Annotated in this window: 30 protein-coding genes; 22 read left to right on the forward strand and 8 right to left on the reverse strand. The window is 66.8% G+C overall.

The window, feature by feature from the left end:
- The first annotated feature begins 27 nt into the window (after positions 1-27).
- Positions 28-1,740, forward strand: coding sequence for an ABC transporter substrate-binding protein (locus SBP02_RS14555; protein ID WP_318642812.1), 1,713 nt, complete (start codon positions 28-30; stop codon positions 1,738-1,740).
- Between the two features lie 17 nt (positions 1,741-1,757).
- Here SBP02_RS14555 and SBP02_RS14560 read toward each other — a convergent pair whose 3' ends face one another.
- Together SBP02_RS14560 and SBP02_RS14565 are read right to left on the reverse strand one after the other, a co-directional pair.
- A complete protein-coding gene (locus tag SBP02_RS14560) occupies positions 1,758-2,543 on the reverse strand; it encodes a hydroxypyruvate isomerase family protein (protein WP_318642813.1) in 786 nt (261 codons plus the stop codon).
- The gene (locus SBP02_RS14565; protein WP_318642815.1) at positions 2,540-3,430 is read right to left on the reverse strand and encodes an NAD(P)-dependent oxidoreductase; all 891 of its coding nucleotides are present in this window, start codon (positions 3,428-3,430) and stop codon (positions 2,540-2,542) included. The genes SBP02_RS14560 and SBP02_RS14565 overlap by 4 nt, the downstream gene beginning before the upstream one ends.
- Before the next feature lie 126 nt (positions 3,431-3,556).
- Between SBP02_RS14565 and SBP02_RS14570 the strand changes: the two genes are divergently transcribed.
- The 4 genes from SBP02_RS14570 to phnE are packed head-to-tail and all read left to right on the forward strand — an operon-like array spanning position 3,557 to position 6,811.
- Positions 3,557-4,411, forward strand: coding sequence for a putative selenate ABC transporter substrate-binding protein (locus SBP02_RS14570; RefSeq protein WP_318642817.1), 855 nt, complete (start codon positions 3,557-3,559; stop codon positions 4,409-4,411).
- Positions 4,408-5,211 carry a phosphonate ABC transporter ATP-binding protein gene (locus tag SBP02_RS14575; RefSeq protein ID WP_318642819.1) on the forward strand — a complete coding sequence of 268 codons (804 nt, stop codon included), beginning with the start codon at positions 4,408-4,410 and terminating at the stop codon, positions 5,209-5,211. The genes SBP02_RS14570 and SBP02_RS14575 overlap by 4 nt, the downstream gene beginning before the upstream one ends.
- Positions 5,205-6,032 carry a PhnE/PtxC family ABC transporter permease gene (locus SBP02_RS14580; RefSeq protein ID WP_318642821.1) on the forward strand — a complete coding sequence of 276 codons (828 nt, stop codon included), beginning with the start codon at positions 5,205-5,207 and terminating at the stop codon, positions 6,030-6,032. The genes SBP02_RS14575 and SBP02_RS14580 overlap by 7 nt, the downstream gene beginning before the upstream one ends.
- A 20-nt stretch (positions 6,033-6,052) precedes the next feature.
- On the forward strand, positions 6,053-6,811 hold the full coding sequence (gene phnE, locus SBP02_RS14585; RefSeq protein ID WP_318646345.1) for a phosphonate ABC transporter, permease protein PhnE: 759 nt from the start codon (positions 6,053-6,055) through the stop codon (positions 6,809-6,811).
- Here the strand turns inward: phnE and SBP02_RS14590 are convergent.
- The gene (locus tag SBP02_RS14590; RefSeq protein WP_318642823.1) at positions 6,808-7,176 is read right to left on the reverse strand and encodes a DUF5064 family protein; all 369 of its coding nucleotides are present in this window, start codon (positions 7,174-7,176) and stop codon (positions 6,808-6,810) included. The genes phnE and SBP02_RS14590 overlap by 4 nt on opposite strands.
- A gap of 81 nt (positions 7,177-7,257) precedes the next feature.
- On the reverse strand, positions 7,258-7,569 hold the full coding sequence (locus tag SBP02_RS14595) for a DUF2288 domain-containing protein (RefSeq protein WP_318642825.1): 312 nt from the start codon (positions 7,567-7,569) through the stop codon (positions 7,258-7,260).
- Positions 7,570-7,865: 296 nt separating this feature from the next.
- Between SBP02_RS14595 and SBP02_RS14600 the strand changes: the two genes are divergently transcribed.
- The 10 genes from SBP02_RS14600 (at position 7,866) to tsaA (ending at position 16,470) form a co-directional block, all read left to right on the forward strand.
- A complete protein-coding gene (locus tag SBP02_RS14600) occupies positions 7,866-8,987 on the forward strand; it encodes a branched-chain amino acid ABC transporter substrate-binding protein (protein WP_318642827.1) in 1,122 nt (373 codons plus the stop codon).
- 117 nt (positions 8,988-9,104) lie between these two features.
- Complete coding sequence (livH, locus tag SBP02_RS14605; protein WP_213640805.1) at positions 9,105-10,028, forward strand: high-affinity branched-chain amino acid ABC transporter permease LivH; 924 nt, start codon at positions 9,105-9,107, stop codon at positions 10,026-10,028.
- Positions 10,025-11,293, forward strand: coding sequence for a high-affinity branched-chain amino acid ABC transporter permease LivM (locus SBP02_RS14610; protein ID WP_369958941.1), 1,269 nt, complete (start codon positions 10,025-10,027; stop codon positions 11,291-11,293). The genes livH and SBP02_RS14610 overlap by 4 nt, the downstream gene beginning before the upstream one ends.
- The gene (gene livG / locus SBP02_RS14615) at positions 11,290-12,057 is read left to right on the forward strand and encodes a high-affinity branched-chain amino acid ABC transporter ATP-binding protein LivG (RefSeq protein ID WP_318642828.1); all 768 of its coding nucleotides are present in this window, start codon (positions 11,290-11,292) and stop codon (positions 12,055-12,057) included. Before SBP02_RS14610 ends, livG begins: the two co-directional genes overlap by 4 nt.
- Before the next feature lie 2 nt (positions 12,058-12,059).
- The gene (locus SBP02_RS14620; RefSeq protein WP_318642830.1) at positions 12,060-12,761 is read left to right on the forward strand and encodes an ABC transporter ATP-binding protein; all 702 of its coding nucleotides are present in this window, start codon (positions 12,060-12,062) and stop codon (positions 12,759-12,761) included.
- 105 nt (positions 12,762-12,866) lie between these two features.
- A complete protein-coding gene (locus SBP02_RS14625) occupies positions 12,867-13,577 on the forward strand; it encodes an rRNA pseudouridine synthase (protein WP_318642832.1) in 711 nt (236 codons plus the stop codon).
- 65 nt (positions 13,578-13,642) lie between these two features.
- The gene (locus tag SBP02_RS14630; RefSeq protein WP_318642834.1) at positions 13,643-14,104 is read left to right on the forward strand and encodes a YehS family protein; all 462 of its coding nucleotides are present in this window, start codon (positions 13,643-13,645) and stop codon (positions 14,102-14,104) included.
- A gap of 128 nt (positions 14,105-14,232) precedes the next feature.
- Positions 14,233-14,868: a DUF1326 domain-containing protein gene (locus SBP02_RS14635; protein WP_318642836.1), complete on the forward strand. Its 636-nt coding sequence runs from the start codon at positions 14,233-14,235 to the stop codon at positions 14,866-14,868.
- Between the two features lie 47 nt (positions 14,869-14,915).
- A complete protein-coding gene (locus SBP02_RS14640) occupies positions 14,916-15,701 on the forward strand; it encodes a DUF2182 domain-containing protein (RefSeq protein ID WP_318642837.1) in 786 nt (261 codons plus the stop codon).
- A gap of 64 nt (positions 15,702-15,765) precedes the next feature.
- Positions 15,766-16,470: a tRNA (N6-threonylcarbamoyladenosine(37)-N6)-methyltransferase TrmO gene (gene tsaA / locus SBP02_RS14645; RefSeq protein WP_318646347.1), complete on the forward strand. Its 705-nt coding sequence runs from the start codon at positions 15,766-15,768 to the stop codon at positions 16,468-16,470.
- 9 nt (positions 16,471-16,479) lie between these two features.
- On the opposite strand, the gene SBP02_RS14650 is transcribed toward tsaA, so the two are convergent.
- Entirely contained in the window at positions 16,480-16,782 is a 303-nt protein-coding gene (locus tag SBP02_RS14650) for a putative quinol monooxygenase (RefSeq protein ID WP_318642838.1), read from the reverse strand.
- Positions 16,783-16,842: 60 nt separating this feature from the next.
- Here SBP02_RS14650 and SBP02_RS14655 point away from each other — a divergent pair, with 60 nt between their 5' ends.
- Together SBP02_RS14655 and SBP02_RS14660 are read left to right on the forward strand one after the other, a co-directional pair.
- Positions 16,843-17,250, forward strand: a complete 408-nt coding sequence (locus tag SBP02_RS14655; protein WP_318642839.1) for a VOC family protein — start codon at positions 16,843-16,845, stop codon at positions 17,248-17,250.
- A gap of 226 nt (positions 17,251-17,476) precedes the next feature.
- Positions 17,477-18,829 carry a diguanylate cyclase domain-containing protein gene (locus SBP02_RS14660; protein ID WP_318642840.1) on the forward strand — a complete coding sequence of 451 codons (1,353 nt, stop codon included), beginning with the start codon at positions 17,477-17,479 and terminating at the stop codon, positions 18,827-18,829.
- Between the two features lie 70 nt (positions 18,830-18,899).
- Here the strand turns inward: SBP02_RS14660 and fpr are convergent, their stop codons facing one another.
- Positions 18,900-19,679 carry a ferredoxin--NADP reductase gene (gene fpr, locus SBP02_RS14665; RefSeq protein WP_213640814.1) on the reverse strand — a complete coding sequence of 260 codons (780 nt, stop codon included), beginning with the start codon at positions 19,677-19,679 and terminating at the stop codon, positions 18,900-18,902.
- Positions 19,680-19,795: 116 nt separating this feature from the next.
- On the opposite strand from fpr, the gene SBP02_RS14670 reads away from it, so the two are divergent.
- Entirely contained in the window at positions 19,796-20,722 is a 927-nt protein-coding gene (locus SBP02_RS14670) for a LysR family transcriptional regulator (RefSeq protein WP_318642842.1), read from the forward strand.
- On the opposite strand, the gene erdR is transcribed toward SBP02_RS14670, so the two are convergent.
- On the reverse strand, positions 20,719-21,378 hold the full coding sequence (gene erdR / locus SBP02_RS14675) for a response regulator transcription factor ErdR (protein ID WP_318642844.1): 660 nt from the start codon (positions 21,376-21,378) through the stop codon (positions 20,719-20,721). The two genes, SBP02_RS14670 and erdR, sit on opposite strands and share 4 nt — an antisense overlap.
- Before the next feature lie 215 nt (positions 21,379-21,593).
- Between erdR and SBP02_RS14680 the strand changes: the two genes are divergently transcribed.
- Positions 21,594-22,544: a DMT family transporter gene (locus SBP02_RS14680; RefSeq protein WP_318642846.1), complete on the forward strand. Its 951-nt coding sequence runs from the start codon at positions 21,594-21,596 to the stop codon at positions 22,542-22,544.
- On the opposite strand, the gene SBP02_RS14685 is transcribed toward SBP02_RS14680, so the two are convergent.
- Positions 22,480-23,190 (reverse strand): tRNA-uridine aminocarboxypropyltransferase, encoded by a 711-nt coding sequence (locus SBP02_RS14685; protein WP_318642848.1) that lies wholly within the window; start codon positions 23,188-23,190, stop codon positions 22,480-22,482. The genes SBP02_RS14680 and SBP02_RS14685 overlap by 65 nt on opposite strands.
- Before the next feature lie 174 nt (positions 23,191-23,364).
- Here SBP02_RS14685 and SBP02_RS14690 point away from each other — a divergent pair, with 174 nt between their 5' ends.
- The 3 genes from SBP02_RS14690 (at position 23,365) to SBP02_RS14700 (ending at position 26,555) form a co-directional block, all read left to right on the forward strand.
- Entirely contained in the window at positions 23,365-23,766 is a 402-nt protein-coding gene (locus SBP02_RS14690; protein WP_318642850.1) for a quorum-sensing-regulated virulence factor family protein, read from the forward strand.
- A gap of 148 nt (positions 23,767-23,914) precedes the next feature.
- A complete protein-coding gene (locus tag SBP02_RS14695; protein WP_318642852.1) occupies positions 23,915-25,318 on the forward strand; it encodes an MBL fold metallo-hydrolase in 1,404 nt (467 codons plus the stop codon).
- A 157-nt stretch (positions 25,319-25,475) separates the two neighbouring features.
- Complete coding sequence (locus tag SBP02_RS14700) at positions 25,476-26,555, forward strand: LOG family protein (RefSeq protein WP_318642854.1); 1,080 nt, start codon at positions 25,476-25,478, stop codon at positions 26,553-26,555.
- Positions 26,556-26,566 lie beyond the last annotated feature (11 nt).

The following is a 26,566-nucleotide window of genomic DNA, read 5'->3' on the forward strand; positions in this document are numbered from 1 at the left end:
AAAAAGCCACTTCGGCGACGGGCCTTCATGTCAGTACCCTTTGTCAGCCAGCCTACCTGCCCTCCTGTCAACCCGGCCCGTGGCTCGCTATGGATGGGGTTGGGCCTGCTCGTCGCACAACTGCTGTGGCCGGCCGAGGCCCTGGCGGCGGACAAGGTGCGCCTGCAACTGCGCTGGCTGCATCAGTTCCAGTTCGCCGGCTACTACATGGCCCTGGAGAAGGGTTTCTATCGCCAGGCGGGGCTGGACGTGGACATCCTCCCGGGTGGCCCCCAGGCCGCCAAGCCCATAGAGGCCCTGCTCGCCGGCGAGGTCGATTTCGCCATCGCCAATAGCGGCCTGGTCATCGCACGCATGCAGGGCCAGCCGGTGGTGGCGCTGGCGGCGATCATGCAGCGCTCGCCGGTGGTGTGGATAGTCCGCGCCGACTCGGACATCTACGCCCCCCAGGACCTGGCCGGCAAGCGGGTGATGCTGCTCGACCCGCCGGAAAGCGCCGAGTTGCGCCTCACCCTGCTGCGCGAAGGCCTCGACCTCGACCGCCTGCAAGTCAGCCCTCCCAGTTTCGATCCCCAGGACCTGGTCGACGGTCGCACCGACGCCTACAACGGCTACACCGCCAACGAGCCGTTCTGGCTGCAGCAGCGGCAGATCGACTATCGCCTGATCAATCCGCACGAATACGGCGTCAACTTCTACAACGATGTCCTGGCCACGCGCGAAGCCCTGCTGGACGAGCGTCCGGAACAGGTGGAGGCCTTCGTCCGGGCCAGTCTCAGGGGCTGGCAGTATGCGTTGGACAACCTCGAGGAAAGCGTGCAGCTGATCCATCGCCGTTATGCCCCCGGCAAGTCCCTGGAGCACCTGCGCTTCGAGGCACAGGAGCTGAAGAAACTGATCATGCCCGAGCTGGTTCAGCTCGGGCATATGAACCCCGGACGCTGGCAAACCATCGCCGACAGCTACGTCGAACTGGGCATGGCCAAGGACACCAGCAACCTGGGCGGCTTCGTCTACCGGGGTCAGGCGCACACCGATCACCGCCTGCTTTACCAGGTGGTCGGCGGCGCCACCCTGGCGCTGCTGCTGCTCGGCGCCGTGGCCCTGCGCTTCGCCCACCTGACCAAGCGCCTGCGCCTGGAAATCGCGGCCAGGCGGCAGGCCGAGCAGGAGTTGCGCAACAGCAACCTGAAACTGGAACACCTGGCCAGCACCGACCGCCTGACCGGCCTCTGGACGCGCCTGAGACTCGAGGAAGTCGCGCAGAACGAGATCAAGCGTGCCGAACGCTACGACCTGCCACTGTGCCTGATCTTCTTCGACATCGATCGCTTCAAGGCCATCAACGACCAGCACGGCCACGAAGTCGGCGATCAGGTGCTCCGCGAGGTCGCCCACAGGATCAAGGCGCAACTGAGGGACTCGGACTGCCTGTGCCGCTGGGGCGGCGAGGAGTTCATCATCCTCATGCCCCATGCCGACCTCGAACACGCGGTGGTGATGGCGGAGAAACTGCGCATCCTGGTGGCAGGCAATCCTGTGGCAGGCAACCCTGTGGCCGGCGCCCCGGTGACCGGACAGATCGTCGTCACCGCAAGCTTCGGCGTAGCCCAATGGCAACCAGGGCAGAACCTGCGTGAATGGGTGCAATGCGCCGACCAGGCGCTCTACCTGGCCAAGCAGAGCGGCCGCAACCGCATCGAATGCTACGCCCCGCCGATACCACAACCCCTGCCGTAGGGCAGGACGCCGCGGACTCAGGCACTGGCACGCCACCCGGCCAACCAGCCCAATCCCGCCCGCGTCCCCTCTTCCCCCGGCCGGTACTCCGCCCCCAGCCAGCCGCGATAGCCGGTGGCCCGCAGGGCCGCCAGCGCCGGGGCGAAGTCCAGCTGCCCGCTGCCCGGCGCGCCGCGTCCCGGGCAGTCGGCGAACTGCACATGACCGATGCGCCCGGCCAGCCGCTCGATCCCCGCGACCGGATCGATGCTCTGGCGGGCCATGTGGTAAAGGTCGTACTGGGCCAGGCAGTTGGGGTGATCGACTGCCCCCAGCAGCTCGTCTAGCTGCTGCGGCGTATTGATCAGGAAACCCGGCATGTCCAGGGGATTGATCGCCTCCACCAACACCCCGATGCCCAGTAGCTGGAAGGCCTCGGCGGCCCGCCGCAGATTGCCGACCAGGGTCTGGAGCGCCTGCTCTCGAGCGACCCCTTCGGCCAATCGCCCCGGCAGCACGTTGACCCAGCTCGGCCGGGTCATGGCCGCGTAACTCAGCGCCTGCTGCAGCGCCGCGGCGAACTCGCCCTGGCGCGCCGGTACCGCGGCCAGGCCGACGCCACCGCCCATCAGGTCGCCGGCCGGCAGGTTGATCAGCACCAGGGGCAGGCCGGCGCGTTCCAGCGCCTCCTTCAGGGCGATGGCCGGCAGCTCGTAGGGGAACTGGATCTCCACGCCGTCGAAACCGGCCGCGGCGGCGGCGGCGATGCGCTCGCGCAGCGGCAGTTCGGCGAACAGCAGCGACAGGTTGGCGGCGATCTTCATGTCCGGCCCGCCCGATACAGCTCGACCAGGGTCGCCGGGTCGCGCTCCAGGTTGCCCTGGCTGCCGTGCAGGCGCATCAGCTGCGCGGCCAGGCCGCTGAGCGGCGCCGCCGAGCCGGTCTCGCCGCTCAGCCTGACCGCCGTGTCGAGGTCCTTGAGCAGAGTGCGCACGTGCCACTTGACCGGCTCGAACTGGCTGGCGGCCATCTGCGGGGCGAGAATCTGCAGCGGCTTGGAATCGGCGAAACCACCGGCCAGGGCCTGGGCGATCAGCCCGGCATCGACCCCGGCGCGCTCGGCCAGGGCCACCGCCTCGGCGATCACCAGGGCATTGCAGGCGACCAGCATCTGGTTGCACGCCTTGGTCACCTGGCCGGCGCCCACCTCGCCCATACGTGTCAGGCGCTGCCCCAGGTGGCCGAGAATCGGCCGCACCCGCTCGACATCCGCCTCGCGGCCGCCGGCCATGATCGCCAGACTGCCAGCCTCGGCCCCCGCGGTGCCACCGGAGACCGGCGCATCCACCCAGCGCATGCCCGTGCGCGCCTCCAGCTCGGCCGCCATCTCGCGGGTTGCCGCCGGCTCCAGGCTGGACAGGTCCACCAGCAGCTGCCCCGGCCTGGCGCCCTCGACTATGCCGCCGGGGCCGAACACCACCTCGCGCACCACCGCGGTATCGGCCAGGCACAGCAGCACCACCTCGACACCGTCACACAGCTGCGCAGGGGCCTGCGCCAGGCCCGCGCCCTGCTCCTGCAGCGGCGCGCACTTGTCCGGCGAACGGTTCCAGACCCTCAGCGGGTAGCCGGCGGCGAGCAGCCGGCGGGTCATGGGCAAGCCCATCAGGCCGATGCCGGCGAAGGCGATGGCAGGCAGCGAGGCGGTCATGCAGAAGCTCCTTGGAAGTCCCGGAAAAGCTCCATGTTAACCGCGAAGTCAGTTCTTGGAAGCTGCGAAGAATCGCACTTGTCCCTATAATCCGCCCGCTTTCCCCGCTATTGAACCGGAGAACCCATGAAGCTCAAGCACTCCCTGGCGCTGGTCGCCGGCCTCGCCCTGTCCGTTTCCGCCCTCTTCGCCCAGGCCGCCGAGGTCCTCAAGGTCTCGGCCATCCCCGACGAGGCCCCCACCGAACTACTGCGCAAGTTCCAACCCCTGGGTGCCTACCTCGAGCAGCAGCTGGGCATGCCGGTCGAGTTCGTCCCGGTGACCGACTACGCCGCGGTGGTCGAGGCCCTCGCCGCCGATCGCATCGACCTGGCCTGGCTGGGTGGCTTCACCTTCGTCCAGGCCCGGCTGAAGACTGGCGACGCCACTCCCCTGGTGCAGCGCGCCGAAGACGAGAAGTTCACCAGCAAGATCATCAGCGCCGACCCGGCGGTGAATTCGCTGCAGGATCTCAAGGGCAAGACCTTCGCCTTCGGCTCGGTGTCCTCCACCTCCGGCAGCCTGATGCCGCGTTACTTCATGCTCAAGGACGGCATCAAGCCGGAAGACTTCTTCAGCCGCATCGCCTATTCCGGCGCCCACGACGCCACCGCCGCCTGGGTCCAGGCCGGCAAGGCCGACGGCGGCGTGCTCAACGCCTCGGTGTGGGACAAGCTGGTCGCCGCCGGCAAGGTCGACACCGACAAGGTCCGGGTGATCGCCACCACCCCGCCCTACTACGACTACAACTGGACGGTGCGCGGCAACCTCGACCCGGCCCTGCGCGACAAGCTCAAGGCCGCCTTCCTCGCCCTCGACCCGGCCAACCCGGAGCACAAGGCCATCCTCGACCTGCAGGCGGCCAGCCGCTTCATCGAGACCAAGGCCGAGAACTACCAAGGCATCGAGGAAGCAGCCCGCGCGGCCGGCCTGTTGCAGTGAGCCTGAGCCTCGAAGGCGTGGGCCTGGCCCACGCCAACGGTCGGGTCGCCCTCAGCCATATCGACCTGCAGGTCCGCGCCGGTGAACGACTGGCCATCATCGGCCCCTCCGGAGCGGGCAAGACCAGCCTGCTGCGCCTGCTCGCCACCAGCCTGCGCCCCAGCGGCGGCCGGCTCAGCCTGCTCGAGCAGCAGCCCTGGCTGCTCGGTGCCCGCCAGCGCCAACGCCTGCGCGCGCGCATCGGCCTGATCCACCAGGCGCCGCCCCTGCCGCCGCGCCAGCGCGTGGTCACCGCGGTGCTGGCCGGCCGGCTGGGCCAGTGGTCGTTGGGCAGGAGCCTGCTCAGCCTGCTGCACCCGGTCGACATCCAGGGCGCCCAGACCGCCCTGGCGCGCCTCGACCTGGGCAACAAACTCTTCGAACGCTGCGACCAGCTGTCCGGTGGCCAGCTGCAGCGCGTCGGCATCGCCCGGGTGCTGTACCAGGCGCCCGAACTGATCCTCGCCGACGAACCGGTGTCGGCCATGGACCCCCTGCTCGCCGGGCATACCCTGAGCGTGCTCAACCACGAGGCGGCCAGCCGCGGCATGACCCTGCTGGCCAGCCTGCACGCGGTGGATCTGGCCCTGGCGCACTTTCCGCGGATCATCGGCCTGCGCGACGGTCGGATCGTCTTCGACCTGCCGCCGGCGGCGATCCAGCCGGCCCAGCTGGACGCCCTGTACGCCAACGAACAGCTGCAGGCCACGCCCGCCTCGCCAACGCCGCCGCAGCCGAGCGTGCAGATTCCACGATGCTGAACCCGAGTCCCCGCGACCCGGCCGCCCTGCCGCGCCTGGCACTGACCCTGCTCGCCCTGTTGCTGCTGTGGCCCGGCTTGAGCATCAGCGAGTTGGACCTGGGGATACTGTTCGACGACGATAATGCCGCGAACATGGGCCGCTTCCTCGGCGACTTCTGGCCACCGGCCCATGACGGCGAGTTCCTTCGTCTGCTCGGCCGCGCCACCCTGGAAACCCTGGCCATTGCCACGGCCGGCATGGCCCTGGCCCTGCTGCTGGCGGTGCCCGGCGCGCTGCTGGCCAGCCGCGCCCTGTCGCTGTCGGCGCTGCACCGTGGCGGTCGCCCGGCCTGGTGGGCGCAGGCCCTGCGCTGGCCGGTGCGCGCGGCGCTGATCCTGCTGCGCAGCGTGCCGGAGATCGTCTGGGCGCTGCTGTTCGTGCGCGCCGTCGGCCTGGGCCCCACCGCCGGGGTATTGGCCATCGCCATCACCTACAGCGGCATGCTCGGCAAGGTCTATGCGGAGATCTTCGAGTCGGTCGACCCGCGCCCCAGTCGCGCCCTGCTGGTCGCCGGCAGCCCGCGCCTGGCCGCCTTCGCCTATGGCGTGCTGCCTGCGGCGGCGGCGGAGATGCTCTCCTACACGGTCTATCGCTGGGAGTGCGCGATCCGCGCCTCGGTGGTGATGGGCTTCGTCGGGGCCGGCGGCCTGGGCCAGCAGATCGACCTGTCGATGCGCATGTTCGCCGGTGCCGAGGTGGCGAGCATGCTGCTGTGCTTCCTGGTCCTGGTGCTGCTGGCCGACCAGCTCAGTCGCCTGCTGCGCGGGAGGCTGCTGTGAGAGGTTCGGCATCCCGGCGACTGGTCAATATCGCGCTGCTGCTGACTTTGGCGGCGGCGGTGCCGGCCTCGTTCCTCTACCTGAACATCGATCTCTCGAACCTGTTTGCCACCGACAGCCTGAACCAGATGGGCGGATACGCCGGCGCCTTCCTTCACCCCGACTTCTCCGCCGAGCACCTACGGGCCATCGGCCGTGGCGCCATCGAGACCCTGGCCATGTCGGCCGTCGGCACCCTGCTGGCGGTAGCGCTCGGCCTGCTGCTCGCCTTGCCGGCCGCCGGGCGCCTGGGCTGGTTGGCGCACAGCGTTGCGCGCCTGCTGCTCAATGCCCTGCGCGCGGTCCCGGAGCTGGTCTGGGCGGCCCTGGTGGTGCTGGCAGCCGGCCTGGGGCCGAATGCCGGCACCCTGGCCCTGGCCCTGCACACCGCCGGCGTGCTCGGCCGGTTGTTCGCCGAGGCCCTGGAGAACACCCCGAACGCACCGGCCGAGGCCATTCGCCTGGGCGGCGGCGGGTCGCTCGTGGCCTTCTGCTACGGCACCCTGCCCAGCCTCTGGCCGCAACTGCTGGCCTATTCGCTGTATCGCTGGGAAAACAACATCCGCATGGCCAGCGTGCTGGGCTTCGTCGGCGCCGGCGGCCTGGGCCAGATGCTCTATGTCCACCTCAGCCTGTTTCAGGAAGCCCGGGCGGCGAGCGTGATTCTGGCCATGCTGATTCTGGTGCTGGGCGTCGACGCCTTGAGCAACTGGGCGCGCCAGCGCTGGGTCAGCGCCTAGAGCCCGTCCTTTTCCAGATGGTCGAGGTCGACCGGGTCGCCGGCATGGCTGCCGAGCTTGGCCCGGATATCGGCGAACATCTGGTCGTATTCCTGATGGTTGCGCAGCAGCAGACTGGTATCGGACGGCAGCCCATGCTTGCGGGCGATGCGACTGGCGACACTGGCGAAGTTGAACGCCGTGTCGCGATGCAGTTCGAACGCTTCCTCGAAGGCCTTGCCGGCCACCTCGCCGTGCATGCGCATCTGCAGCATCGGCCCCTCGACCGGGTCCTGACGTACCTCGTAGTACAGGTCGATGCTGTACGCCGGCTGATCGGGGGTGGCGACCGGGTTGACGCGGTGCAAATGGCCCGGCTCGAACATGGCGACGCTCCTCCTGCGAATCAGCATCGAGCATAGTCGCTCGCCGCCCAGCCTGCCGCCCAGTCCGTCCGCTGCGCGGGCTCAGGCCGGGCGTTCGGCGCGCTCCTGCACCAGTACCCAGGGGGCCACGACCACGGCCCAGAGCTGCGGGTCCCGAGCCAGCAGATCCGCGGCGAGACCATCGTCGACCTTGCGCAGCAGGCCGCCCTGCAACCAGCCGGCGACTCGGGCCTGGTCATTCTCGGCCACGGCCTCGGCCACTGCGACCAGGTCCTGGGCCCCTTCGACCCACAGCAGCGCGCCTCGCGCGAAGAAAGGCTGCAGCTCCTGCCAACGAATAGGAGCCGTTTCTCCAAGCAGCTTGGCATATAGGGTGCTAGGTTGTTCAGTCATGGTGTGCCTGTCGTGGAAGCCGGATTTCAGTCGGCGGCCATGATAGCGCCGGTCACCGCTCAGGCAAGCGCGCCGGACGTTGGCCGAGGCTGTCGAGGCACGCCGCTTTTCTATACATTCCTTGCACTTAAGCGACACCCTGCTGTTTTGTCCCCAGCAGCCAGCTTTTCAAGGCGCGAACCGGCGCTCTACACTGCGCCGGTACAGTTGCCGGGGGTACAGCCGGGGAAACAACCCGGTTCTGCAGCTTTGGCCGCCAGAACTACAACAATGAAGAACCATAAGAGTGGAGCACTATGAACAAGGCTACTAAGCAGATTTCCAAACTGTTTGCCGCCATGGCCATGGCCGGCGTTGCCAGCTACTCGGTAGCGGCCGACACCATCAAGATCGGCATGGCCGGTCCGGTTACCGGCGCCGTCGCCCAGTACGGCGAGATGCAGTTCATCGGCGCCGAGATGGCCATCGAGCAGATCAACAAGGCCGGCGGGGTGAACGGCGCGATGCTCGAAGGCATCAAGTACGACGACGCCTGCGATCCGAAGCAGGCCGTGGCCGTGGCCAACAAGATTGTCAACGACGAGGTCAGCTTCGTCATTGGCCACCTGTGCTCCAGCTCCACTCAGCCGGCGTCCGACATCTACGAAGACGAAGGCATCCTGATGATCACCCCGGCCTCCACCAGCCCGGACATCACCTCCCGCGGCTACGAGCTGGTGTTCCGCACCATCGGCCTGGACAGCCTGCAGGGCCCGACCGCCGGCAACTTCATCGCCGACCACATCAAGCCGAAGAGCGTCGCGGTCATCCACGACAAGCAGCAATACGGCGAAGGCATTGCCACCGCGGTCAAGCAGACCCTGGAAGGCAAGGGCGTGAAGGTCGCCCTGTTCGAAGGCATCAACGCCGGCGACAAGGACTTCTCGGCCATGATCTCCAAGCTCAAGCAGGCCAACGTGGACTTCGTCTACTACGGCGGCTACCACCCCGAGCTGGGCCTGCTGCTGCGCCAGTCGTCCGAGAAGGGCCTGAAGGCCAAGTTCATGGGTCCGGAAGGCGTGGGTAACAAGGAAATCTCCGCCATCGCCGGCCCGGCCTCCGAGGGCCTGCTGGTGACCCTGCCGAAGTCCTTCGACCAGGATCCGAAGAACCAGGCGCTGGTCGAGGCCTTCAAGGCCAAGAACCAGGACCCGACCGGTCCGTTCGTGTTCCCGGCCTATGCCGCCGTGCAGGTCATCGCCGAAGGCATCGCGAAGGCCGGCGACACCGACACCGCCAAGGTCGCCGCAGCCCTGCGCGCCAACAGCTTCGACACCCCGACCGGCACCCTGGCCTTCGACGAGAAGGGTGACCTGAAGGACTTCAGCTTCGTGGTCTACGAATGGCACCAGGACGGCACCAAGTCCGAAGCCAAGTAAGCGTCCCGCCTGAACCCAAAGCCCACTGCAACCGCAGTGGGTTTTGTTTATTAGAAGAATTCCGGTCTCATGCTGCGCCACAAGCGCCGCCGTGCGTGCTGACCCAGGAGTTAGGCAATGCCTGATCTTTATCACTACCTGCAACAGCTGGTTAACGGCCTGACCGTTGGCAGCACCTATGCCCTGATCGCCATCGGCTACACCATGGTCTACGGCATCATCGGCATGATCAACTTCGCCCACGGCGAGGTTTACATGATCGGCTCGTACGTAGCCTTCATCGCCATCACCGCCCTCGCCATGTTCGGCCTGGACAGCCTGCCACTGGTCATGATCGCCGGCTTCGCCGCCAGCATCATCGTCTGCAGCGCCTACGGCTACAGCATCGAACGGGTCGCCTACCGTCCGCTGCGCGGCGGCAACCGCCTGATCCCGCTGATCTCGGCGATCGGCATGTCGATCTTCCTGCAGAACGAGGTATTGCTGGCCCAGGACTCCAAGGACAAGGCCATCCCCAACCCGCTGCCGGGCAACTTCGTGTTCGGTGAAAGCACCATGAACGGCGTGGTGATCTCCTATACCCAGGTGCTGATCTTCGTCGTCACCTTCCTGGCGATGGTCGGCCTGACCCTGTTTATCGCCCGCTCGCGCCTCGGCCGCGCCTGCCGCGCCAGTGCCGAAGATCTGAAGATGGCCAACCTGCTGGGCATCAATACCAACAACATCATCGCCCTGACCTTCGTCATCGGCGCCGCCCTGGCCGCCGTGGCCGCGGTGCTGCTGGGCATGCAATACGGCGTGATCAACCCGCACCTGGGCTTCCTCGCCGGCATCAAGGCCTTCACCGCCGCGGTACTCGGCGGCATCGGCAGCATCCCCGGGGCCATGCTCGGCGGCCTGGTGCTGGGCGTGGCCGAAGCCTTCGGCGCCGATATCTTCGGCGACCAGTACAAGGACGTGGTGGCCTTCAGCCTACTGGTGCTGGTCCTGCTGTTCCGCCCGACCGGTATCCTCGGCCGTCCGGAGGTTGAAAAGGTATGAACCCGTCTATTCGCAGTAACCTCAAGACCGCGTTCTTCAGCGCCCTGCTGGTAGTCGCCGTGGCCTATCCGGTGATCGGCCTGAAGCTGACCACCGTGGGCATCAGCCTGCAGGTGCAGGGCGCCAGTCCGGCCGTGCTCTGGACCATCGCCGCCTGCGCCATTGCCATGTTCTTCTGGCAGCTGCTGCGCGACCGGATCGGCACCGCCTGGTCCAGCGCACCCAGCCTGCCGAAGGTTCCTAGCCAGGCCAGCGACTTCCTCACCCAACCGGCTACGCAACGCTGGGCGGTGCTCGCCCTGGTCCTGGTCGCCCTGGCCTGGCCGTTCTTCGGCAGCCGCGGCGCGGTGGACATCGCCACGCTGATCCTGATCTACGTGATGCTCGGCCTCGGCCTGAACATCGTCGTGGGCCTGGCCGGCCTGCTCGACCTGGGCTACGTCGGCTTCTACGCGGTGGGTGCCTACAGCTATGCGCTGCTGTCGCACTACTACGGCCTGGGCTTCTGGGTGTGCCTGCCGATCGCCGGCCTGATGGCGGCGTTCTTCGGCTTCATCCTCGGCTTCCCGGTGCTGCGTCTGCGCGGCGACTACCTGGCCATCGTCACCCTCGGCTTCGGCGAGATCATCCGCATCCTGCTGCGCAACATGACCGAGCTGACCGGCGGCCCCAACGGTATCAGCAACATCGACAAGCCGACCCTGTTCGGCCTGTCCTTCGAGCGCCGCGCCGAAGAGGGCCTGCAGACCTTCCATGAGTTCTTCGGAGTTGCCTACCAGTCGATCAACAAGGTGATCTTCCTCTACCTGATCGCCCTGCTGCTGGTGCTGCTCACCCTGTTCGTGATCAACCGCCTGCTGCGCATGCCGATCGGCCGCGCCTGGGAGGCCCTGCGCGAAGACGAGATCGCCTGCCGCGCCCTGGGCATGAACCCCACCGTGATCAAACTCTCGGCCTTCACCCTGGGCGCCTGCTTCGCCGGTTTCGCCGGCAGCTTCTTCGCCGCCCGCCAGGGCCTGGTGACCCCGGAGTCCTTCACCTTCATCGAGTCGGCGATCATCCTCGCCATCGTCGTGCTGGGCGGCATGGGCTCGCAGCTGGGGATCATCCTCGCCGCGGTGGTGATGATCCTGCTGCCGGAACTGGCCCGCGAGTTCAACGAGTACCGCATGCTGATGTTCGGCGCGCTGATGGTACTGATGATGATCTGGCGTCCGCAGGGGCTGTTGCCCATGCAGCGCCCGCACCTGGAGCTGAAACCATGAGCCGCCCGATCCTAGAAGTAAGCGGCCTGTCCATGCGCTTCGGCGGCCTGCTGGCCGTCAACGGGGTGGGCCTGAAAGTCGACGAGAAGCAGGTCGTGTCGATGATCGGCCCGAACGGCGCCGGCAAGACCACCGTATTCAACTGCCTGACCGGTTTCTACCAGCCCACCAGCGGCAGCATCCGCCTGAACGGCGAGCAGATCGAGGGCCTGCCGGGCCACAAGATCGCCCACAAGGGCGTGGTGCGTACCTTCCAGAACGTGCGCCTGTTCAAGGAAATGACCGCGGTGGAGAACCTGCTGGTGGCCCAGCACCGCCACCTCAACACCAACTTCCTCGCCGGCCTGCTGAAGACCCCGAGCTTCCGCAGGAGCGAGCGCCAGGCCATGGAGTACGCCGCGCACTGGCTGGAACAGGTCAACCTGACCGAGTTCGCCAATCGTCCGGCCGGCACCCTGGCCTACGGTCAGCAGCGCCGCCTGGAGATCGCCCGTTGCATGATGACGCGCCCGCGCATCCTCATGCTCGACGAGCCGGCGGCCGGCCTCAACCCCAAGGAGACCGACGACCTCAAGGCCCTGATCGGCCTGCTGCGTAACCAGCACAACGTCACCGTGCTGCTGATCGAGCACGACATGAAGCTGGTCATGAGCATTTCCGACCATATCTATGTGATCAACCAGGGCACCCCCCTGGCCGACGGCACGCCGGAGCAGATCCGCGACAACCCCGACGTGATCAAAGCCTATCTGGGGGAGGCGTAAGCATGCTGAGTTTCGACAAGGTTTCCACCTTCTACGGCAAGATCCAGGCCCTGCACGACGTCAGCGTCGAGGTGCGCCAGGGCGAGATCGTCACCCTGATCGGCGCCAACGGCGCCGGCAAGTCGACCCTGCTGATGACCCTGTGCGGCAACCCCCAGGCCACCAGCGGCAGCATCCGCTACCAGGGCGAGGAGCTGGTCGGCCAGGACACTCCCGACATCATGCGCAAGAGCATCGCCATCGTCCCCGAGGGCCGCCGGGTGTTCGCCCGCCTGACCGTCGAGGAGAATCTGGTGATGGGCGGCTTCTTCACCGCCAAGGACGAGTTCCGCGAGCAGATGGACAAGGTCCTGCACCTGTTCCCACGCCTGAAGGAGCGCCTCAACCAGCGTGCCGGCACCATGTCCGGCGGCGAGCAGCAGATGCTCGCCATCGGCCGCGCGCTGATGAGCACGCCCAAGCTGCTGCTGCTCGACGAGCCCTCCCTGGGCCTGGCTCCGATCATCATCCAGCAGATCTTCGACATCATCGAACAGCTGCGCAAGGACGGCGTGACCATCTTCCTGGTCGAACAGAACGCTAACCAGGCGCTCAAACTGGCCGATCGCGGCTATGTGCTGGAGAACGGGCGGATCGTCATGCAGGGCAGCGGTCAGGAGCTGCTGACCAACCCCAAGGTACGCGACGCCTACCTCGGCGGCTGAACCGGCCGGCAGTCAGAAAACCGCTCCTCGGAGCGGTTTTTTTATCCGCGTGCCGCCGCCCCGGGCGGTTACAATGGCCGCCCTCCCCTTGCCGCCGAGCCTGCCATGACCGACCCCATTCGCCTGTCCAAGCGCCTGATCGAACTGGTCGGCTGCTCGCGCCGCGAGGCCGAGCTGTATATCCAGGGCGGCTGGGTGCTGGTCGACGGCCAGGTGGTGGACGAGCCGCAGTTCAAGGTGCTGGACCAGCAAATCGAACTGCTCCCGGATGCCGTCGCCGCGCCACTGGAGCCGGCCACCCTGCTGCTGCATGTGCCCCCCGGTCATGCCCCGGCGAGTGCCGTCGAGACGCTCGGCGTGGCCAATCACTGGCCGGACGATGCCTCCGGCCTGCGCCCGCTGAAGGGCCATTTCGCCCGTCTGACACCCTGCATCCCGCTGCAGGCCGGCGCCGACGGACTGCACGTGCTGACCCAGGACTGGCGCGTCGAGCGCAAGCTCCGGGAAGACCTGAGCAAGCTCGAGCAGGAGTACGTGGTCGAAGTCGATGGCCAGCTCAGCGCCGCCGAGCTCAAGCGCCTCAATCACGGCCTGAGCTTCAACGGCGCGCCGCTGCCGCCCTGCAAGGTCAGCTGGCAAAGCGAGACCCGCCTGCGCTTCGCCCTGAAGAACCCCCAGCCCGGGCAGATCGTGTTCATGTGCAACAGCGTCGGCCTCAAGGTGCTGGGGCTCAAACGCATCCGCATCGGCGGCGTGCCGATGGCCAAGGTGCCCGCCGGCCAGTGGCGCTACCTGGCCGCCAAGGAACGCTTCTAGACACCGCGCTTTCGCCGCCGCTGCGCAGAGCGCGGCGGCTCCCTCATATTTCCCAGGATGTCCCCATGCTCAACAACGATGTACTGCGCAGCCTGCGCTACAGCCTCGACCTCGGCGACGCGCAGATGGCCGATATCATCCAGCTCGGCGGCCTGCAGGTCGCCGCGAGCCAGGTCAGCGCCGTGCTGAAGAAGGACGACGAGGAAGGCTTTCAGGCCTGCGACGACGAACTGATGGCGCATTTCCTCGACGGCCTGGTGTACTTCAAGCGCGGCAAGGACGACAGCCGCCCGCCGCAGCCCTTCGAGCTGCCGGTGACCAACAACATGGTGCTGAAGAAGCTGCGGGTGGCCTTCGAGCTGAAGGAGGACGACATGCACGCGATCATGCAGAGCGTCGACTGTCCGGTGTCCAAGCCGGAGATGAGCGCGCTGTTCCGCAAGGCCGGTCACAGCAACTACCGCCCCTGCGGCGACCAGTTCCTGCGCAATTTCCTCCGGGGCCTGACCCTGCGCCTGCGCGGCTGAACCCCCATCCCGGCCCCGCGGGCGGACGCCCGTTAGTCCGCCCCACCTGCCTGCCGCTGCGCCGTTGCTAACCTTCTAGATGGGGTTCATCGCACCTCGAGCCGCTCGATACGGCAAGGAGGACAGCCATGAGCATGGCTGACTGGCGCATGCAGGGCGTCGAATTTGCTACCTGCAACTGCAACTGGGGCTGCCCCTGCCAATTCAGCGCATTGCCCAGCCACGGCAAATGCGAGGCCGTGGTGTCGATGCGTATCGACCAGGGGCACTACGAAGACGTCAAGCTCGACGGTCTGTGCTGGGTCGGCACCTTCGCCTGGCCCAAGGCCATCCACGAGGGCAATGGCCGCTGCCAGCTGTTTATCGAGGAACGGGCCACAGCCGAGCAACGCGAGGCGTTGCTGCGGATTCTCAGCGGCGAGGACACCGAGCCCGGCGCCACGGTCTTCTCGGTATTCGCCAGCACCCTCGGCGAGCTGTACGAACCGCAGTTCGTGCCCATCGAATTCAGCGTCGACGTCGACAAGCGCGAGGCGCGCACCCGCATTCCCGGGGTGCTGGAGGCCTGGGGCGAACCCATCCGCAACCCGGTCAGCGGCCAGCCCCAGGAGGCCCGCCTGGTACTGCCCAACGGATTCGAGTTCACCGAGGCGCAGATGGCCAGCGGCAGCTACCGCACCCAGGGCGCGATCGAGATCCAATCGCAGCAAGGTCACAGCCACTTCGCCCGCCTGCACTTCACCGGGCAGGGAGTGGTGCGCTGAAAGCATGCGGCCGGCCCGAGGCGCCCGGCGAAGCGCTGCGACGGCGCTTGCCCCATTGGCCACTGCAGCGCGAACAGTGGCTCAGCCTACTGTGCCTGCTGGCGCTGACGGCCCTGGCCTGGGCGATACTGCTGCGCATGGCCGCAGACATGGCCTCGATGGCGGGCATGGCCTCGATGGCGGGCATGGCCGCCATGAGCGTGAGCGTGAGCCCGACGCCCTGGGGCCCCAACGATGCCCTGCTGATGTTGGCCATGTGGGCGGTGATGATGATCGGCATGATGCTGCCCAGCGCCCTGCCGATGTTCCTGCTGTACCAGCAGATGCTGCGCAAGTACCTGGACCCGCCGGCGCGCCAGCTGGCCCTGCTGCTGTTCGGCCTGGCCTATCTGCTGCTGTGGGGCGCCTTCGGCCTGCTCGCCACCGCCCTGCAATGGAGCCTGGAGCAGCTCGCCCTGCTCGACCCGCAACTGCGCAGCAACAGCCGCTGGCTCGGCGCCGCGCTGCTGCTGACTGCCGGCATCTACCAGTGGTTGCCGAGCAAGGCCGCCTGCCTGGCCCACTGCCGCGGCCCGGTGCTGTTTCTCATGGGTCATTGGCGGCCCGGCATCGCCGGCGGCTGGCGCATGGGCCTGGCCCATGCCGCCTATTGCCTGGGCTGTTGCTGGGCGCTGATGGGCCTGTTGTTCGTGGTAGGGGTGATGAACCTGCTGTGGGTGGCGGCGATCGGCGTCTATGTGCTGCTGGAAAAGACCCTGCCCCAGGGCCTCTGGCTGGGGCGATGCGCCGGGCTGCTGATGCTCGCCGCCGGCGCGGCGCTACTGCTCGCTTAGCCGGTGCTTAAGGTCACGGCGCGCAGCAGGTAAGATGGGCACCCCCGCCTTCGACCCCCCGCCCATGTCCTACACCGTATCGCCCATAGGTTTCCTGCGTTCCTGCTTCAAGGAGAAGTTCGCCATCCCGCGCCAGCCGCAGCTGGCGCCGGCCGCCCGCGGGGTTCTGGAACTGCTGCCGCCCTTCGACCAGGGCGAGGCGGTGCAAGGCCTGGAGCGGGTCAGCCATGTCTGGCTGCTGTTCCTGTTCCACCAAGCACTGGAAGACAAGCCGCGGCTGAAGGTACGCCCACCGCGCCTGGGCGGCAATCAGTCGCTCGGCGTGTTCGCCAGCCGCGCCACCCACAGGCCCAACGGCATCGGCCAGTCGGTGGTCAAGCTGGACCGGGTCGAGCCGGGCCGCCTCTGGCTCTCGGGCATCGATCTGCTGGACGGCACGCCGATATTGGATATCAAGCCCTACGTGCCCTATGCCGACTGCGTCGGCGAGGCCGTCAACGCCATCGCCGACAGCGCGCCCCAGCCCATTACCGTCGACTGGCAGGAGTCGGCGCTGCTCCAGGCCCGTGCGCACGGCCAGCGCCTGGGTGAGCCGCTGGTCGAGTTGATCGAGCAGTGCCTGGCCCAGGACCCCCGCCCCGCCTATCAGGTGCCGCCACCGCAGCGGCGTTACGGTGCCGCCTTCTGGGATGTCGACGTACGCTGGCATTACCCCGAGCCCGGGCGTATTCGCGTGCTGGAAGTGATCGCTCCCGCTGCGAGCGAGTAGCCCAACGGCTCAACGCCTCGGGTTGAGCGCCAGCACATCCCCCTCGATGGCCTCCTGGCTGAGGATCAGCGGCTCGACCAGCGGCCGGCTGGCGAGGAAGTGCGCGCTCTGCATATGCGCCTCGAACGCCGCCTCGTCGAGGTAGACCTCATAGAGCCAGACCAGGTGGGGATCGCTGCGGTCACGCAGCAGGTCGAAGGCCAGGCAGCCCGGCTCGTCACGCACCGAGGCCGCCGCGTTGACGCCCATGGCCGCCATGAAGGCATCGAAGCAGCCGGGCTTGAGTCGGGTCTTGAGCAATAGGCAGTACACTGTCGCATCCTTTTTGTCTTATATTGGCAATTTATTGTATACAAATTGGAGTACAGATAAATGCTCGAACGCCCCGGACGCCTCAACGGCCTGCGCCATCTGGCCCTGCAGGTGCGCGACCTGGAAGCCTGCGAACGTTTCTACGTCGATATCCTCGGCATGCAGGTGCTGCATCGCGCCAGTCCTGACCTGGTCTACCTGACCTGCGGCAACGACAACCTCTCCCTCGGCCGCGCCCGTGGCGACAGCCAGGGCCCGCAGGCGATGGACCACTTCGGCTTCATCGTCGACAGCATCGAAGAGCTGGAGGCCTGGTACCTGTACCTCAAGGACCGGGGCGTGCCCCTGCTGGACCGTCCCTTCGACCATGGCGACGGCGCGCGCAGCTTCCACCTGCTCGACCCGGCCGGCAACAAGGTGCAGCCGATCTACCACCCGGCAGTTTCCGGCCAGCATTTCAGCTCATAGGCCCCCGTTTACGCGACGGCCTCTGCCCTCGGGCCGTTGCCGCCCGGCACCAGCCCCCATGTGACGGATTGCAGGGCACTGCCGGGGCCCAGCTCGCTCTGCGCACGCCTCGCGAGAAGTATTGCTTCCACAGCCAGCGGCCGGCGTCTAAGGTTGCTCTAAACATCACGCGCCTGTGCGCAGGCCCCGTGCCGATGCCCAGCAGTCAGAACGCGATGGTTGCGCAATGAAGAAACCGCCTTACTTGCCGAGCAGCAACGTCATCGACCTCCTGCTCGATGCCATCTGCGTCGTCGATCGAGAAGGGCACTTCGTGTTCGTCAGTGCCGCTTGCGAACGCATCTTCGGCTATGCCCCCGAGGAGCTGCTCGGCCGGGCCATGATCGACCTGGTGTTCCCCGAGGATCGCGCCATGACGCTGCAGGCGGCCCGGGAGATCATGGCGGGCCACAGCAAGCCGCACTTCGAGAACCGCTATGTCCGCAAGGACGGCCAGATTGCCCACATCATGTGGTCGGCACGCTGGTCGGAGGAGGAGCAGGTACGCATCGCCGTCGCCCGCGACATCACCGAGCGCAAACGCGGCGAGTCGATGCTGGCAGCCACCTATGCCATCTCCGAGGCGGCGCACTCCGCCGAGGATCTGCTCGGCCTTTTCCAGCGGGTGCAGCGGATCATCGGCGAGCTGCTACCGGCCAGCAACTTCACCGTGGTGCTGCGCGACGAGCAAGATGAACGGCTGAGCGTCGCCTACCAGGCGGGCGAATGCCCACGGACCAGCGCATCGCCGCAACCGGACCCGCTCAGTCTCAGCGCCCCCATCATCTGCAACGGACAGACGCTGCGGCATTCGCCGACGCCGGAAAACGCCGGCGACGCAGGCCACTGGCTGGGCGTGCCGCTGAACGCGCGCAAGGGCATCATCGGTGCCCTGATCGTGCAGAGCCGTGACCCGGGCATGCGCTACGGCGAACGGGATCAGGAGCTGCTGCAGTACGTCTCGACCCAGGTGGCGGCCGCCATCGAGCACCAGAAGATGCTCGGCCGCCTGCAGTTCATGGCGCAATACGATCCGCTCACGCGGCTGCCCAACCGCCCCCTGCTGTACGACCGCGTGCATCTCGCTCTGGCCCGGGCGCGTCGCGACCAGGCGCAAGTGGCCCTGCTGTTCCTCGATCTGGACAGGTTCAAGCAGGTCAACGACAACCACGGTCACGCCGTCGGCGACCGACTGCTGCAACAGGTCGCCCTGCGCCTGCAATCGTGCATTCGGCAAACGGATACGGCCGCCCGCCTGGGCGGTGATGAGTTCGTGGTGCTGCTCGAGGAAATCCACTCGCCGGAGCAGGTCATGGCGGTGGCCGAGAAGATCCGCCTGGCCCTCACCCCCCCCTTCGAGCTGGACGAACATAGCCTGTACGTCCCCCCCAGCATCGGCGTGGCGCTCTATCCGCACCACGCGGGCGACACGCAGCAACTGCTGCAATACGCCGACAACGCCATGTACCAGGCGAAAAAGCGCGGCGGCAACGCCGTGCAGATCGCTCCAGAGGCCGCTACGGCGCTGAGCGGGTCATAGGTCGAACGAATACAGCACCCACTAAAAAGCTCGCCGAAGCGAGCCTTTTAGTGGGTGGAACGCGTCGGCCTTACTTCTCGACGAAGGCGCGCTCGATCAGGTAGTCGCCCGGCTCGCCCAGCCGCGGCGAGATCTTCAGGCCGAAGCCGTCCAGCACGGCGCTGGTCTCGTCGAGCATGCTCGGGCTGCCGCAGATCATCGCGCGGTCGTCCTGCGGGTTGATCGGCGGCAGGCCGATATCGCGGAACAGTTTGCCGCTGCGCATCAGGTCGGTCAGCCGGCCCTGGTTCTCGAACTCCTCGCGGGTCACGGTCGGGTAGTAGATCAGCTTGCTCTTCAGGGCGTCGCCGAAGTACTCGTTCTGCGGCAGATGCTCGGTGATGAACTCGCGATAAGCCACCTCGTTGACGTAGCGCACGCCGTGCACCAGCACCACCTTCTCGTAGCGCTCGTAGGTCTCCGGGTCCTGGATCACGCTCATGAAGGGGGCCAGGCCGGTGCCGGTGCTGAGCAGGTAGAGGTGCTTGCCCGGCAGCAGGTCGTCCAGCAGCAGGGTCCCGGTGGGCTTGCGGCTGACCATCAGCTCGTCGCCCGGCTTGAGGTGTTGCAGCTTGGACGTCAGCGGGCCGTCGGCCACCTTGATGCTGAAGAACTCCAGGTGATCCTCGTAGTTCGGGCTGGCGATCGAGTAGGCACGCATCAGCGGGCGACCGTTGTCCTGCTGCAGGCCGATCATCACGAACTGACCGTTCTCGAACCGCAGGCCCGCATTGCGGGTGGTCTTGAAGCTGAACAGGGTGTCATTCCAATGATGGACGCTGAGCACGCGCTCGACGTTCAGGTTACTCATGCTGACTTCCTCGAAAAATCGCCGACACCCGGCGGGTGTGATTGCCGCGGATTTTAGGCGGGCGCAGAATATCTGTTAAGTGGATTATTAAGATATAGGTTATCGGTTATATAGATATGCGATTTACTCTCAGACAACTCCAGGTATTCGTCATCGCCGCCCAACAGGAAAGCGTCTCCCGTGCAGCCGAGGCACTGGCCCTGTCGCAGTCGGCCACCAGCACCTCGCTGAGCGAGCTGGAACGCCAGTCCGACTGCCAGCTGTTCGACCGTTCCGGCAAGCGCCTGCGTCTCAATGCCCTCGGCCGCCAGCTGCTGCCCGAGGCGGTGGCCCTACTCGACCAGGCCAAGGAGATCGAACGCCTGCTGGCCGGCAAGAGCGGCTTCGGCTCGCTGAATGTCGGTGCGACCCTGACCGTCGGCAACTACCTGGCCACCCTGCTGATCGGCAGTTTCATGCAGCGTCACCCCGAGTGCCGGGTGGCCCTGCAGGTACACAACACCGTCCACGTGGTGCAGCAGATCGCTCACTACGAGCTGGACCTGGGATTGATCGAAGGCGACTGCCAGCACCCGGATATCGAGGTTCAGCCCTGGGTCGAGGACGAGCTGGTGGTGTTCTGCGCGCCGCAACATCCCCTGGCGCAACGCCGCGAGGCGAGTCTGGAGGAACTGGCGCACGAGGCCTGGATTCTCCGCGAGCAGGGCTCCGGCACCCGCCTGACCTTCGATCAGGCCATGCGCCACCGGCCAGGTACGCTGAATATCCGCCTGGAACTGGAGCATACCGAAGCGATCAAGCGCGCCGTGGAGTCGGGTCTGGGCATCGGCTGCATCTCGCGCCTGGCCCTGCGCGACGCCTTTCGCCGCGGCAGCCTGGTGCCCGTAGAAACGCCGAGCCTGGACCTGCGCCGGCAGTTCTACTTCATCTGGCACAAGCAGAAGTACCAGACCGCCGCCATGCGCGAATTCCTCGAGCTGTGCCGCGCCCTGACCGCCGGGGTCAGGCGCAGCGACGAGATCGTCCTGCCCAGTCTGGCCTAGCCGGGAGCACCGCTCGGGATGGATTCCAGCTGCTGCAGCAGCAACGCCGCCTGGGTGCGGGTGCGCACCCCGAGCTTGCGGAAGATCGCCGTGACATGGGCCTTCACGGTGGCCTCGGAGACGCTCAACTCGTAGGCGATCTGTTTGTTCAGCAGCCCCTCGCAGACCATGGTCAACACCCGGAACTGCTGGGGCGTCAGACTGGCCAGCCCCTCGCTGGCGGCCTTGGCCTCGGCCGAAACGGCCGCCGCCTCCTCGGACTGCGGTGGCCACCAGACATCGCCGTCGAGCACTTGACGCACCGCCTGCTGGATAGTCTCCAGGGGACTGGACTTGGGGATAAAGCCGCTGGCGCCGAACTCCCGCGAACGCGCCACCACGGCGGCGTCCTCCTGGGCCGAGATCATCACCACGGGGACCTGCGGGTACTGTCCGCGCAGCAACACCAGGCCGGAGAAGCCGTAGGCGCCGGGCATATTCAGATCGAGCAGTACCAGGTCCCAGTCGGCCTTGGTCGCCAGGCACGCTTCCAGTTCGGCGATGCTGGCGGCCTCCACCAGCCGCACCTCCGGCCCCAGACCCAGGGTCAGCGCCTGCTGCAGGGCGCTGCGGAACAACGGATGATCGTCGGCTATCAGGATTTCATAGGTGGCCATCGGCAGATCCTGTTCTTGTTATGTGAGTCCCCACGGCGGCGCCTGTCACAGACGCACACGCGACGGTCAGGAGACAAGCCTAGGTCAGTGCCACACGGCAGTGGCCAGGTCACTCCGGCGCCTGAGGCGGCGCCCAGCATGCCGAGCGATGCCGGGGTGGTCAAGCGCGACGCTTTGCGGCACAGTCTGGGGCTTTGCCCAGCGAGACCCCTGCCATGCGAAGCCACGCCCTGCGCGCCGACCTGTTGATGCTGCTGACCGCCATGATCTGGGGCTCGGCCTTCGTCGCGCAACGCCTGGGCATGGACGCAGTAGGCCCCTTCCTCTACAGCGGCCTGCGTTTCGCCCTGGCCGCCCTGGTCCTCTTGCCCCTGCTGCCGGTGCTGCAACGACTTTCGCGCAGCGCTCCGTTGCCCCCCGTGAATCGCCAGCTACTGCTCGGCGGCGGGCTGATGGGCCTGGCGCTGGCCCTGGGCATCAACCTGCAGCAGGTCGGCCTGCTGTTCACCAGCGTGACCAACTCCGGCTTCATCACTGGCCTGTACGTGATCATAGTACCGCTGCTCGGCCTGCTGATCGGCCACAAGACCGGCCTGGGCATCTGGCTGGGCGCCTGCCTGGCGGTGGTCGGCATGTTCCTGCTGAGCGTCGGCGAGGGCTTCCAGGTCGCCTCCGGCGACTGGCTGCAACTGGCCGGCGCCTGCGTCTGGGGGGTCCATGTGCTGCTGGTCGGCTTCTTTGCCGGGCGGCACGACCCGCTGCGCCTGGCCGTCGTGCAGTTCGTCACCTGCGCGCTGATCAGCCTGCTGCTGGCGGTGCTGTTCGAGGAAATTCACCTGGACGGCATCATCGCCGCCGGGCCGGCGATCCTCTACGGCGGCCTGTTCGGCGTGGCGATCGGCTTCACCCTGCAGGTGGTGGCGCAAAAGCACGCGATCGCCTCCCACGCGGCGATCATCCTCTCCCTGGAGGCGGTATTCGCCGCCATCGCCGGCGCCCTGATGCTCGGCGAATCGCTCGAGTTACGCGGCTATTTCGGCTGCGCCCTGATGTTCGGCGGCATGCTGCTGGCGCAGTTGTGGCCGAGAAAGTCGCCGCCCCTCACAGAAACGCCCGCAAGCGCCGATGCAGTGGGTCATCGGCATCAATCGCGCGCTGCCTCTTAGCCGCCAGATAATGCTGGCTGAACACATCCAGATAGGCGCCCAGCGCCTCGCCGGCGCGCCGGTCGCCGGCCAGCTCGAGGCAGAGGGCGGCTACCTCGGCGGTGCATAGGTGGTCGCCCCGGGTGGAACGGCGCAAGCGATAGCGCGACAACTGCTCCGGCTTGAAGCTCAGTACCGGCAGGCTGTCGAGGTAGGGGCTCTTGCGGAACATCTTGCGCGCCTCGGTCCAGGTCGCATCGAGCAGCACGAACAGCGGCCGCTTGCCCGACGTCACCTCGACCTCGCCGGTCACCCGCTCCGGTGCGGCATACTCACCGGGGAAGACCAGATAGGGCTGCCAATGCGGCTCGCTCAGCAGAGCCGGCAGGGCCGGATCGACCTCGGTGCGCAACCAGCCGAAGGCCGTGGTATCGGCCACCACATCGGCGATCAGCCAGCCGGTGTTGCTCGGCTTGAGCGCCTCGACATCGTGCATCAGCAGGCACACGGCCGACTGCGCCTCGACTCGTGGCCGCCAGGCGCAGATGCAGTGGCTCGGAATCAGCCGGCAACTCGAGCAGCGCACCGCGCGGGAACCGCGTGCCACGAAGGGTTTGACGCTGCGCGCGATCCGAGCGGCGCGCAAACGGGCAACGGCGTGGCTCATCGCGGCAACGCCTGGGAACATCTAAAGGACGCCATACTTGATCCTGGTCCGACGGGCGCGGCAGTCTAGCAAAGCCACCGCTCATCGGCGTGCATCGCACGACTGAAGGCGCCGTGGCTGAACCTCTGCCAGCCCCTGCCGGTCCAACCCTCGTCCCCTTTCCGGAGCCCCCCGATGCTGCGCCCTACCGCCCTGACCCTCGCCCTGCTCCTGCCCTTCGGCACCCAGGCCGCCTCGCTCAACAACCATGAGCTAACCAAGATGCTGGAACAGGTCGCCCGGCAAAGCAGCCAGGGCACACCGCGCGCCGTCAACGCCGACATCCTCGATCGCGGCTACACGGTCGAAGGCAACGAACTGATCAACCACCTCAGCGTGCGCGCCCGCCATGCCGCGCAGATGCGCGGCAATCCCGACACGGTGCGGGCGCAGCTGGCCGACAGCGTGTGCCGCAATACCGGGTTCCGCCGCCTGCTGGCCCAGGGTGCGGTGCTGCGCTACCAGTTCAGCGAATACCAGAGCAATCGCCCGGTTACCAGCGAGCGCTTTGCCAAGGCCGATTGCGGCCTGCCTTGAAGGCGCCTGGCACCCCGTCCCGGTATGACTGGGGCACACAGGGTGGAGAGCGGCCGAACCGTGCCTAGGCTGATCTGGATCAAGTCCCCCCAGACGAACACGCTGCAAGCTATCGTCATCCTTTCCCGGCAAGTGCAAGGAGTTGGTCATGGCGCTACTCAGCTTTCTCGGTGCCATTCGACAGGTCACCGGCTCCTGCTACCTGATCGAAAGCCGCGACGGCGTGCGGGTCCTGCTCGAGTGCGGCATGCACCAGGGCCGCCGCCAAGAAGAGGACAGCAACCGCGCACCCTTCCCCTTCGAGCCCGCCGGCCTCGACGCCGTGATCATCTCCCATGCCCACCTCGATCACAGCGGCCTGTTGCCGCGCCTGGTCGCGGCAGGCTATCGCGGCCCCATCTTCGCCACCCAGCCCTGCTGCGAACTGATGGAGCTGATGCTGCTGGACTCGGCGCATATTCAGGAAAAGGACGCCGAATGGGAAAGCACGTGGCGGATGCGCCAGGGCAAGCCGCCGGTCAAACCGCTGTACACCACCAAGGACACCGAGAAGGCCCTGGCACTGCGCCACCCACTGCCCTACGGCAAACCCCATGAAGTGGCCAAGGGCGTGCGGGTCACCTATCACGATGCCGGGCACATCCTCGGCTCCGCGATAGTCGAGCTCGAAGTGCAGGACCAGCAGCTGACCCGCCGGCTGGTGTTCTCCGGCGACCTGGGCAACAGCTGTTCGCCCTTGATGTGCGACCCGGCCACGCTGGACCGCGCCGACCTGGTGCTGCTCGAGTCCACCTACGGCGATCGCGATCATCGCAACAACGGCGAAACGCTCGACGAACTGGCGGCGATTCTGCAGCAGGCTCACCAGGATGGCGGCAATGTGCTGATCCCCTCCTTCGCCGTCGGCCGCACCCAGGACCTGCTCTACTACCTCGGACGTTTCTACCAGGAAGGTCGCCTGCCGCAGCAGGTGGTATTCCTCGACAGCCCCATGGCTATCCGCGCCAACGCCATCTACGCCCGCTACCACGCACAGTTCGACCGGGCCCACCAGGCGGAGATCGAGGCCAGGCACGTCAGGCGCGCCGAGGACTGGCTGCCGATCCTGCGTTGCACGCCGACCCCCGACGAGTCCATGGCGATCAACCGGATCAAGAGCGGCGCGATCATCATCGCCGGCAGCGGCATGTGCAACGGCGGACGCATCGTTCACCACTTCAAGCACAACTTCTGGCGCAGCGATTGCCATCTGGTGTTCCCCGGCTTCCAGGCCAGAGGCACCCTGGGCCGCGCCATAGTCGACGGCGCGACCACGGCGAAGGTGCTGCACCAACGCATCGCGGTGAAGGCCCAGGTGCATACCCTCGGTGGCTTCTCTGCCCACGCCGGCCAGTCGCAGCTGCTGGACTGGATCAGCCACTTCTCCCAGCGCCCGGAGCTGTACCTGGTGCACGGCGAACTGGAGAAGATGCAGGCGTTGCAGCAGGCACTGCACGAACGCCTGCAATGGGCCGCCCACATTCCCGAGCCCGGCCAACAGGTCGCCCTGTAAGACCGTACAGGCAGCCCGGCAGGACGCACCGGCTCGCCCCCCCTCCCGCTCGATGCCATCCTGCCAAAGCGCCCCGACCCAGCCATACTCTTGGTCAGGAGCGGGCACATCAGGGAATCGATACGACCCGGTCCGTATTAGAAAAAGGAGACGTTCTATGCCTTACGAATCGGACGACTATCTGTCTCGGCATTTCCAGACCAGTGGCATCGACCTGACCAGCAAGGTGGAGGAGCTCACCACACTGGTCGTGCCCCCGGACAGCCCCAACCTGCCGCTGTACCGGGAAATGCTCATCACGGTGATCCGCATGGCCCAGGCCGACCGCAATCGCTGGGACGCCAAGATCATGCTGCAGACCCTGCGCGAAATGGAGCACGCCTTCAGCACGCTGGAACAATTCAAGCGACGGCGCAAGGTCACGGTGTTCGGCTCGGCGCGCACCCCGCTCGACCACCCTCTGTACGGCCTGGCCCGGGAGCTGGGCGCGACCCTGGCGCGTTACGACCTGATGGTGGTGACCGGGGCCGGCGGCGGCATCATGGCCGCCGCTCACGAAGGCGCCGGCCTGGAAAACAGCCTCGGCTTCAACATCACCCTGCCCTTCGAACAAGGCGCCAATGCCACGGTGGAAGGCAGCGGCAACCTGCTGTCGTTCCACTTCTTCTTCCTGCGCAAGCTGTTCTTCGTCAAGGAAGCCGATGCCCTGGTGCTCTGCCCGGGGGGCTTCGGCACTCTGGACGAGGCCCTGGAAGTGCTGACCCTGATCCAGACCGGCAAGAGCCCGCTGGTACCGGTCGTGCTGCTGGACCAGCCCGGCGGCAGCTATTGGCAGGAACACCTGGCCTTTATCGAGAAGCAGGTGCTGGCTCACGGCTACATCCTGCCCAGTGACCTGAATCTGATGCACCTGGTGCACAGCGCCGACGAAGCGGCCGAGGAGATCGCCCGGTTCTACCGCAACTTCCACTCCAGCCGCTGGCTGAAGGGACACTTCGTCATCCGCCTCAACCATCCGCTCAGTGAGGCAGCCCTGGGGCAGCTGAACCACGACTACGCCGACCTGTGCACGGGCGGCGGCTTCCAGCAACAGCCACCCTCGGTGCTGGAGCAAGACGAGCCGGAGCTGCACCATCTGACGCGCCTGGCCTTTGCCTTCAATGGACGCGACCATGGCCGCCTGCGCGAGCTGCTGAACTTCATCAATCTGCCACAGAGCTGGGCGAAGAACGCCTGACACTGCCTGGC

This window comes from Pseudomonas benzenivorans (assembly GCF_033547155.1).
GTDB lineage: Bacteria > Pseudomonadota > Gammaproteobacteria > Pseudomonadales > Pseudomonadaceae > Aquipseudomonas > Aquipseudomonas benzenivorans_B.

Coding starts and splice junctions, on each gene's coding strand:
- SBP02_RS14555 (WP_318642812.1), top strand. CDS start 28: ATGTCAGTACCCTTTGTCAGCCAGCCTACCTGCCCTCCTGTCAACCCG.
- SBP02_RS14560 (WP_318642813.1), bottom strand. CDS start 2,543: ATGAAGATCGCCGCCAACCTGTCGCTGCTGTTCGCCGAACTGCCGCTG.
- SBP02_RS14565 (WP_318642815.1), bottom strand. CDS start 3,430: ATGACCGCCTCGCTGCCTGCCATCGCCTTCGCCGGCATCGGCCTGATG.
- SBP02_RS14570 (WP_318642817.1), top strand. CDS start 3,557: ATGAAGCTCAAGCACTCCCTGGCGCTGGTCGCCGGCCTCGCCCTGTCC.
- SBP02_RS14580 (WP_318642821.1), top strand. CDS start 5,205: ATGCTGAACCCGAGTCCCCGCGACCCGGCCGCCCTGCCGCGCCTGGCA.
- SBP02_RS14590 (WP_318642823.1), bottom strand. CDS start 7,176: ATGTTCGAGCCGGGCCATTTGCACCGCGTCAACCCGGTCGCCACCCCC.
- SBP02_RS14595 (WP_318642825.1), bottom strand. CDS start 7,569: ATGACTGAACAACCTAGCACCCTATATGCCAAGCTGCTTGGAGAAACG.
- SBP02_RS14600 (WP_318642827.1), top strand. CDS start 7,866: ATGAACAAGGCTACTAAGCAGATTTCCAAACTGTTTGCCGCCATGGCC.
- livH (WP_213640805.1), top strand. CDS start 9,105: ATGCCTGATCTTTATCACTACCTGCAACAGCTGGTTAACGGCCTGACC.
- SBP02_RS14610 (WP_369958941.1), top strand. CDS start 10,025: ATGAACCCGTCTATTCGCAGTAACCTCAAGACCGCGTTCTTCAGCGCC.
- livG (WP_318642828.1), top strand. CDS start 11,290: ATGAGCCGCCCGATCCTAGAAGTAAGCGGCCTGTCCATGCGCTTCGGC.
- SBP02_RS14620 (WP_318642830.1), top strand. CDS start 12,060: ATGCTGAGTTTCGACAAGGTTTCCACCTTCTACGGCAAGATCCAGGCC.
- SBP02_RS14625 (WP_318642832.1), top strand. CDS start 12,867: ATGACCGACCCCATTCGCCTGTCCAAGCGCCTGATCGAACTGGTCGGC.
- SBP02_RS14630 (WP_318642834.1), top strand. CDS start 13,643: ATGCTCAACAACGATGTACTGCGCAGCCTGCGCTACAGCCTCGACCTC.
- SBP02_RS14635 (WP_318642836.1), top strand. CDS start 14,233: ATGAGCATGGCTGACTGGCGCATGCAGGGCGTCGAATTTGCTACCTGC.
- tsaA (WP_318646347.1), top strand. CDS start 15,766: ATGTCCTACACCGTATCGCCCATAGGTTTCCTGCGTTCCTGCTTCAAG.
- SBP02_RS14655 (WP_318642839.1), top strand. CDS start 16,843: ATGCTCGAACGCCCCGGACGCCTCAACGGCCTGCGCCATCTGGCCCTG.
- SBP02_RS14660 (WP_318642840.1), top strand. CDS start 17,477: ATGAAGAAACCGCCTTACTTGCCGAGCAGCAACGTCATCGACCTCCTG.
- fpr (WP_213640814.1), bottom strand. CDS start 19,679: ATGAGTAACCTGAACGTCGAGCGCGTGCTCAGCGTCCATCATTGGAAT.
- SBP02_RS14670 (WP_318642842.1), top strand. CDS start 19,796: ATGCGATTTACTCTCAGACAACTCCAGGTATTCGTCATCGCCGCCCAA.
- erdR (WP_318642844.1), bottom strand. CDS start 21,378: ATGGCCACCTATGAAATCCTGATAGCCGACGATCATCCGTTGTTCCGC.
- SBP02_RS14680 (WP_318642846.1), top strand. CDS start 21,594: ATGCGAAGCCACGCCCTGCGCGCCGACCTGTTGATGCTGCTGACCGCC.
- SBP02_RS14685 (WP_318642848.1), bottom strand. CDS start 23,190: ATGAGCCACGCCGTTGCCCGTTTGCGCGCCGCTCGGATCGCGCGCAGC.
- SBP02_RS14690 (WP_318642850.1), top strand. CDS start 23,365: ATGCTGCGCCCTACCGCCCTGACCCTCGCCCTGCTCCTGCCCTTCGGC.
- SBP02_RS14695 (WP_318642852.1), top strand. CDS start 23,915: ATGGCGCTACTCAGCTTTCTCGGTGCCATTCGACAGGTCACCGGCTCC.
- SBP02_RS14700 (WP_318642854.1), top strand. CDS start 25,476: ATGCCTTACGAATCGGACGACTATCTGTCTCGGCATTTCCAGACCAGT.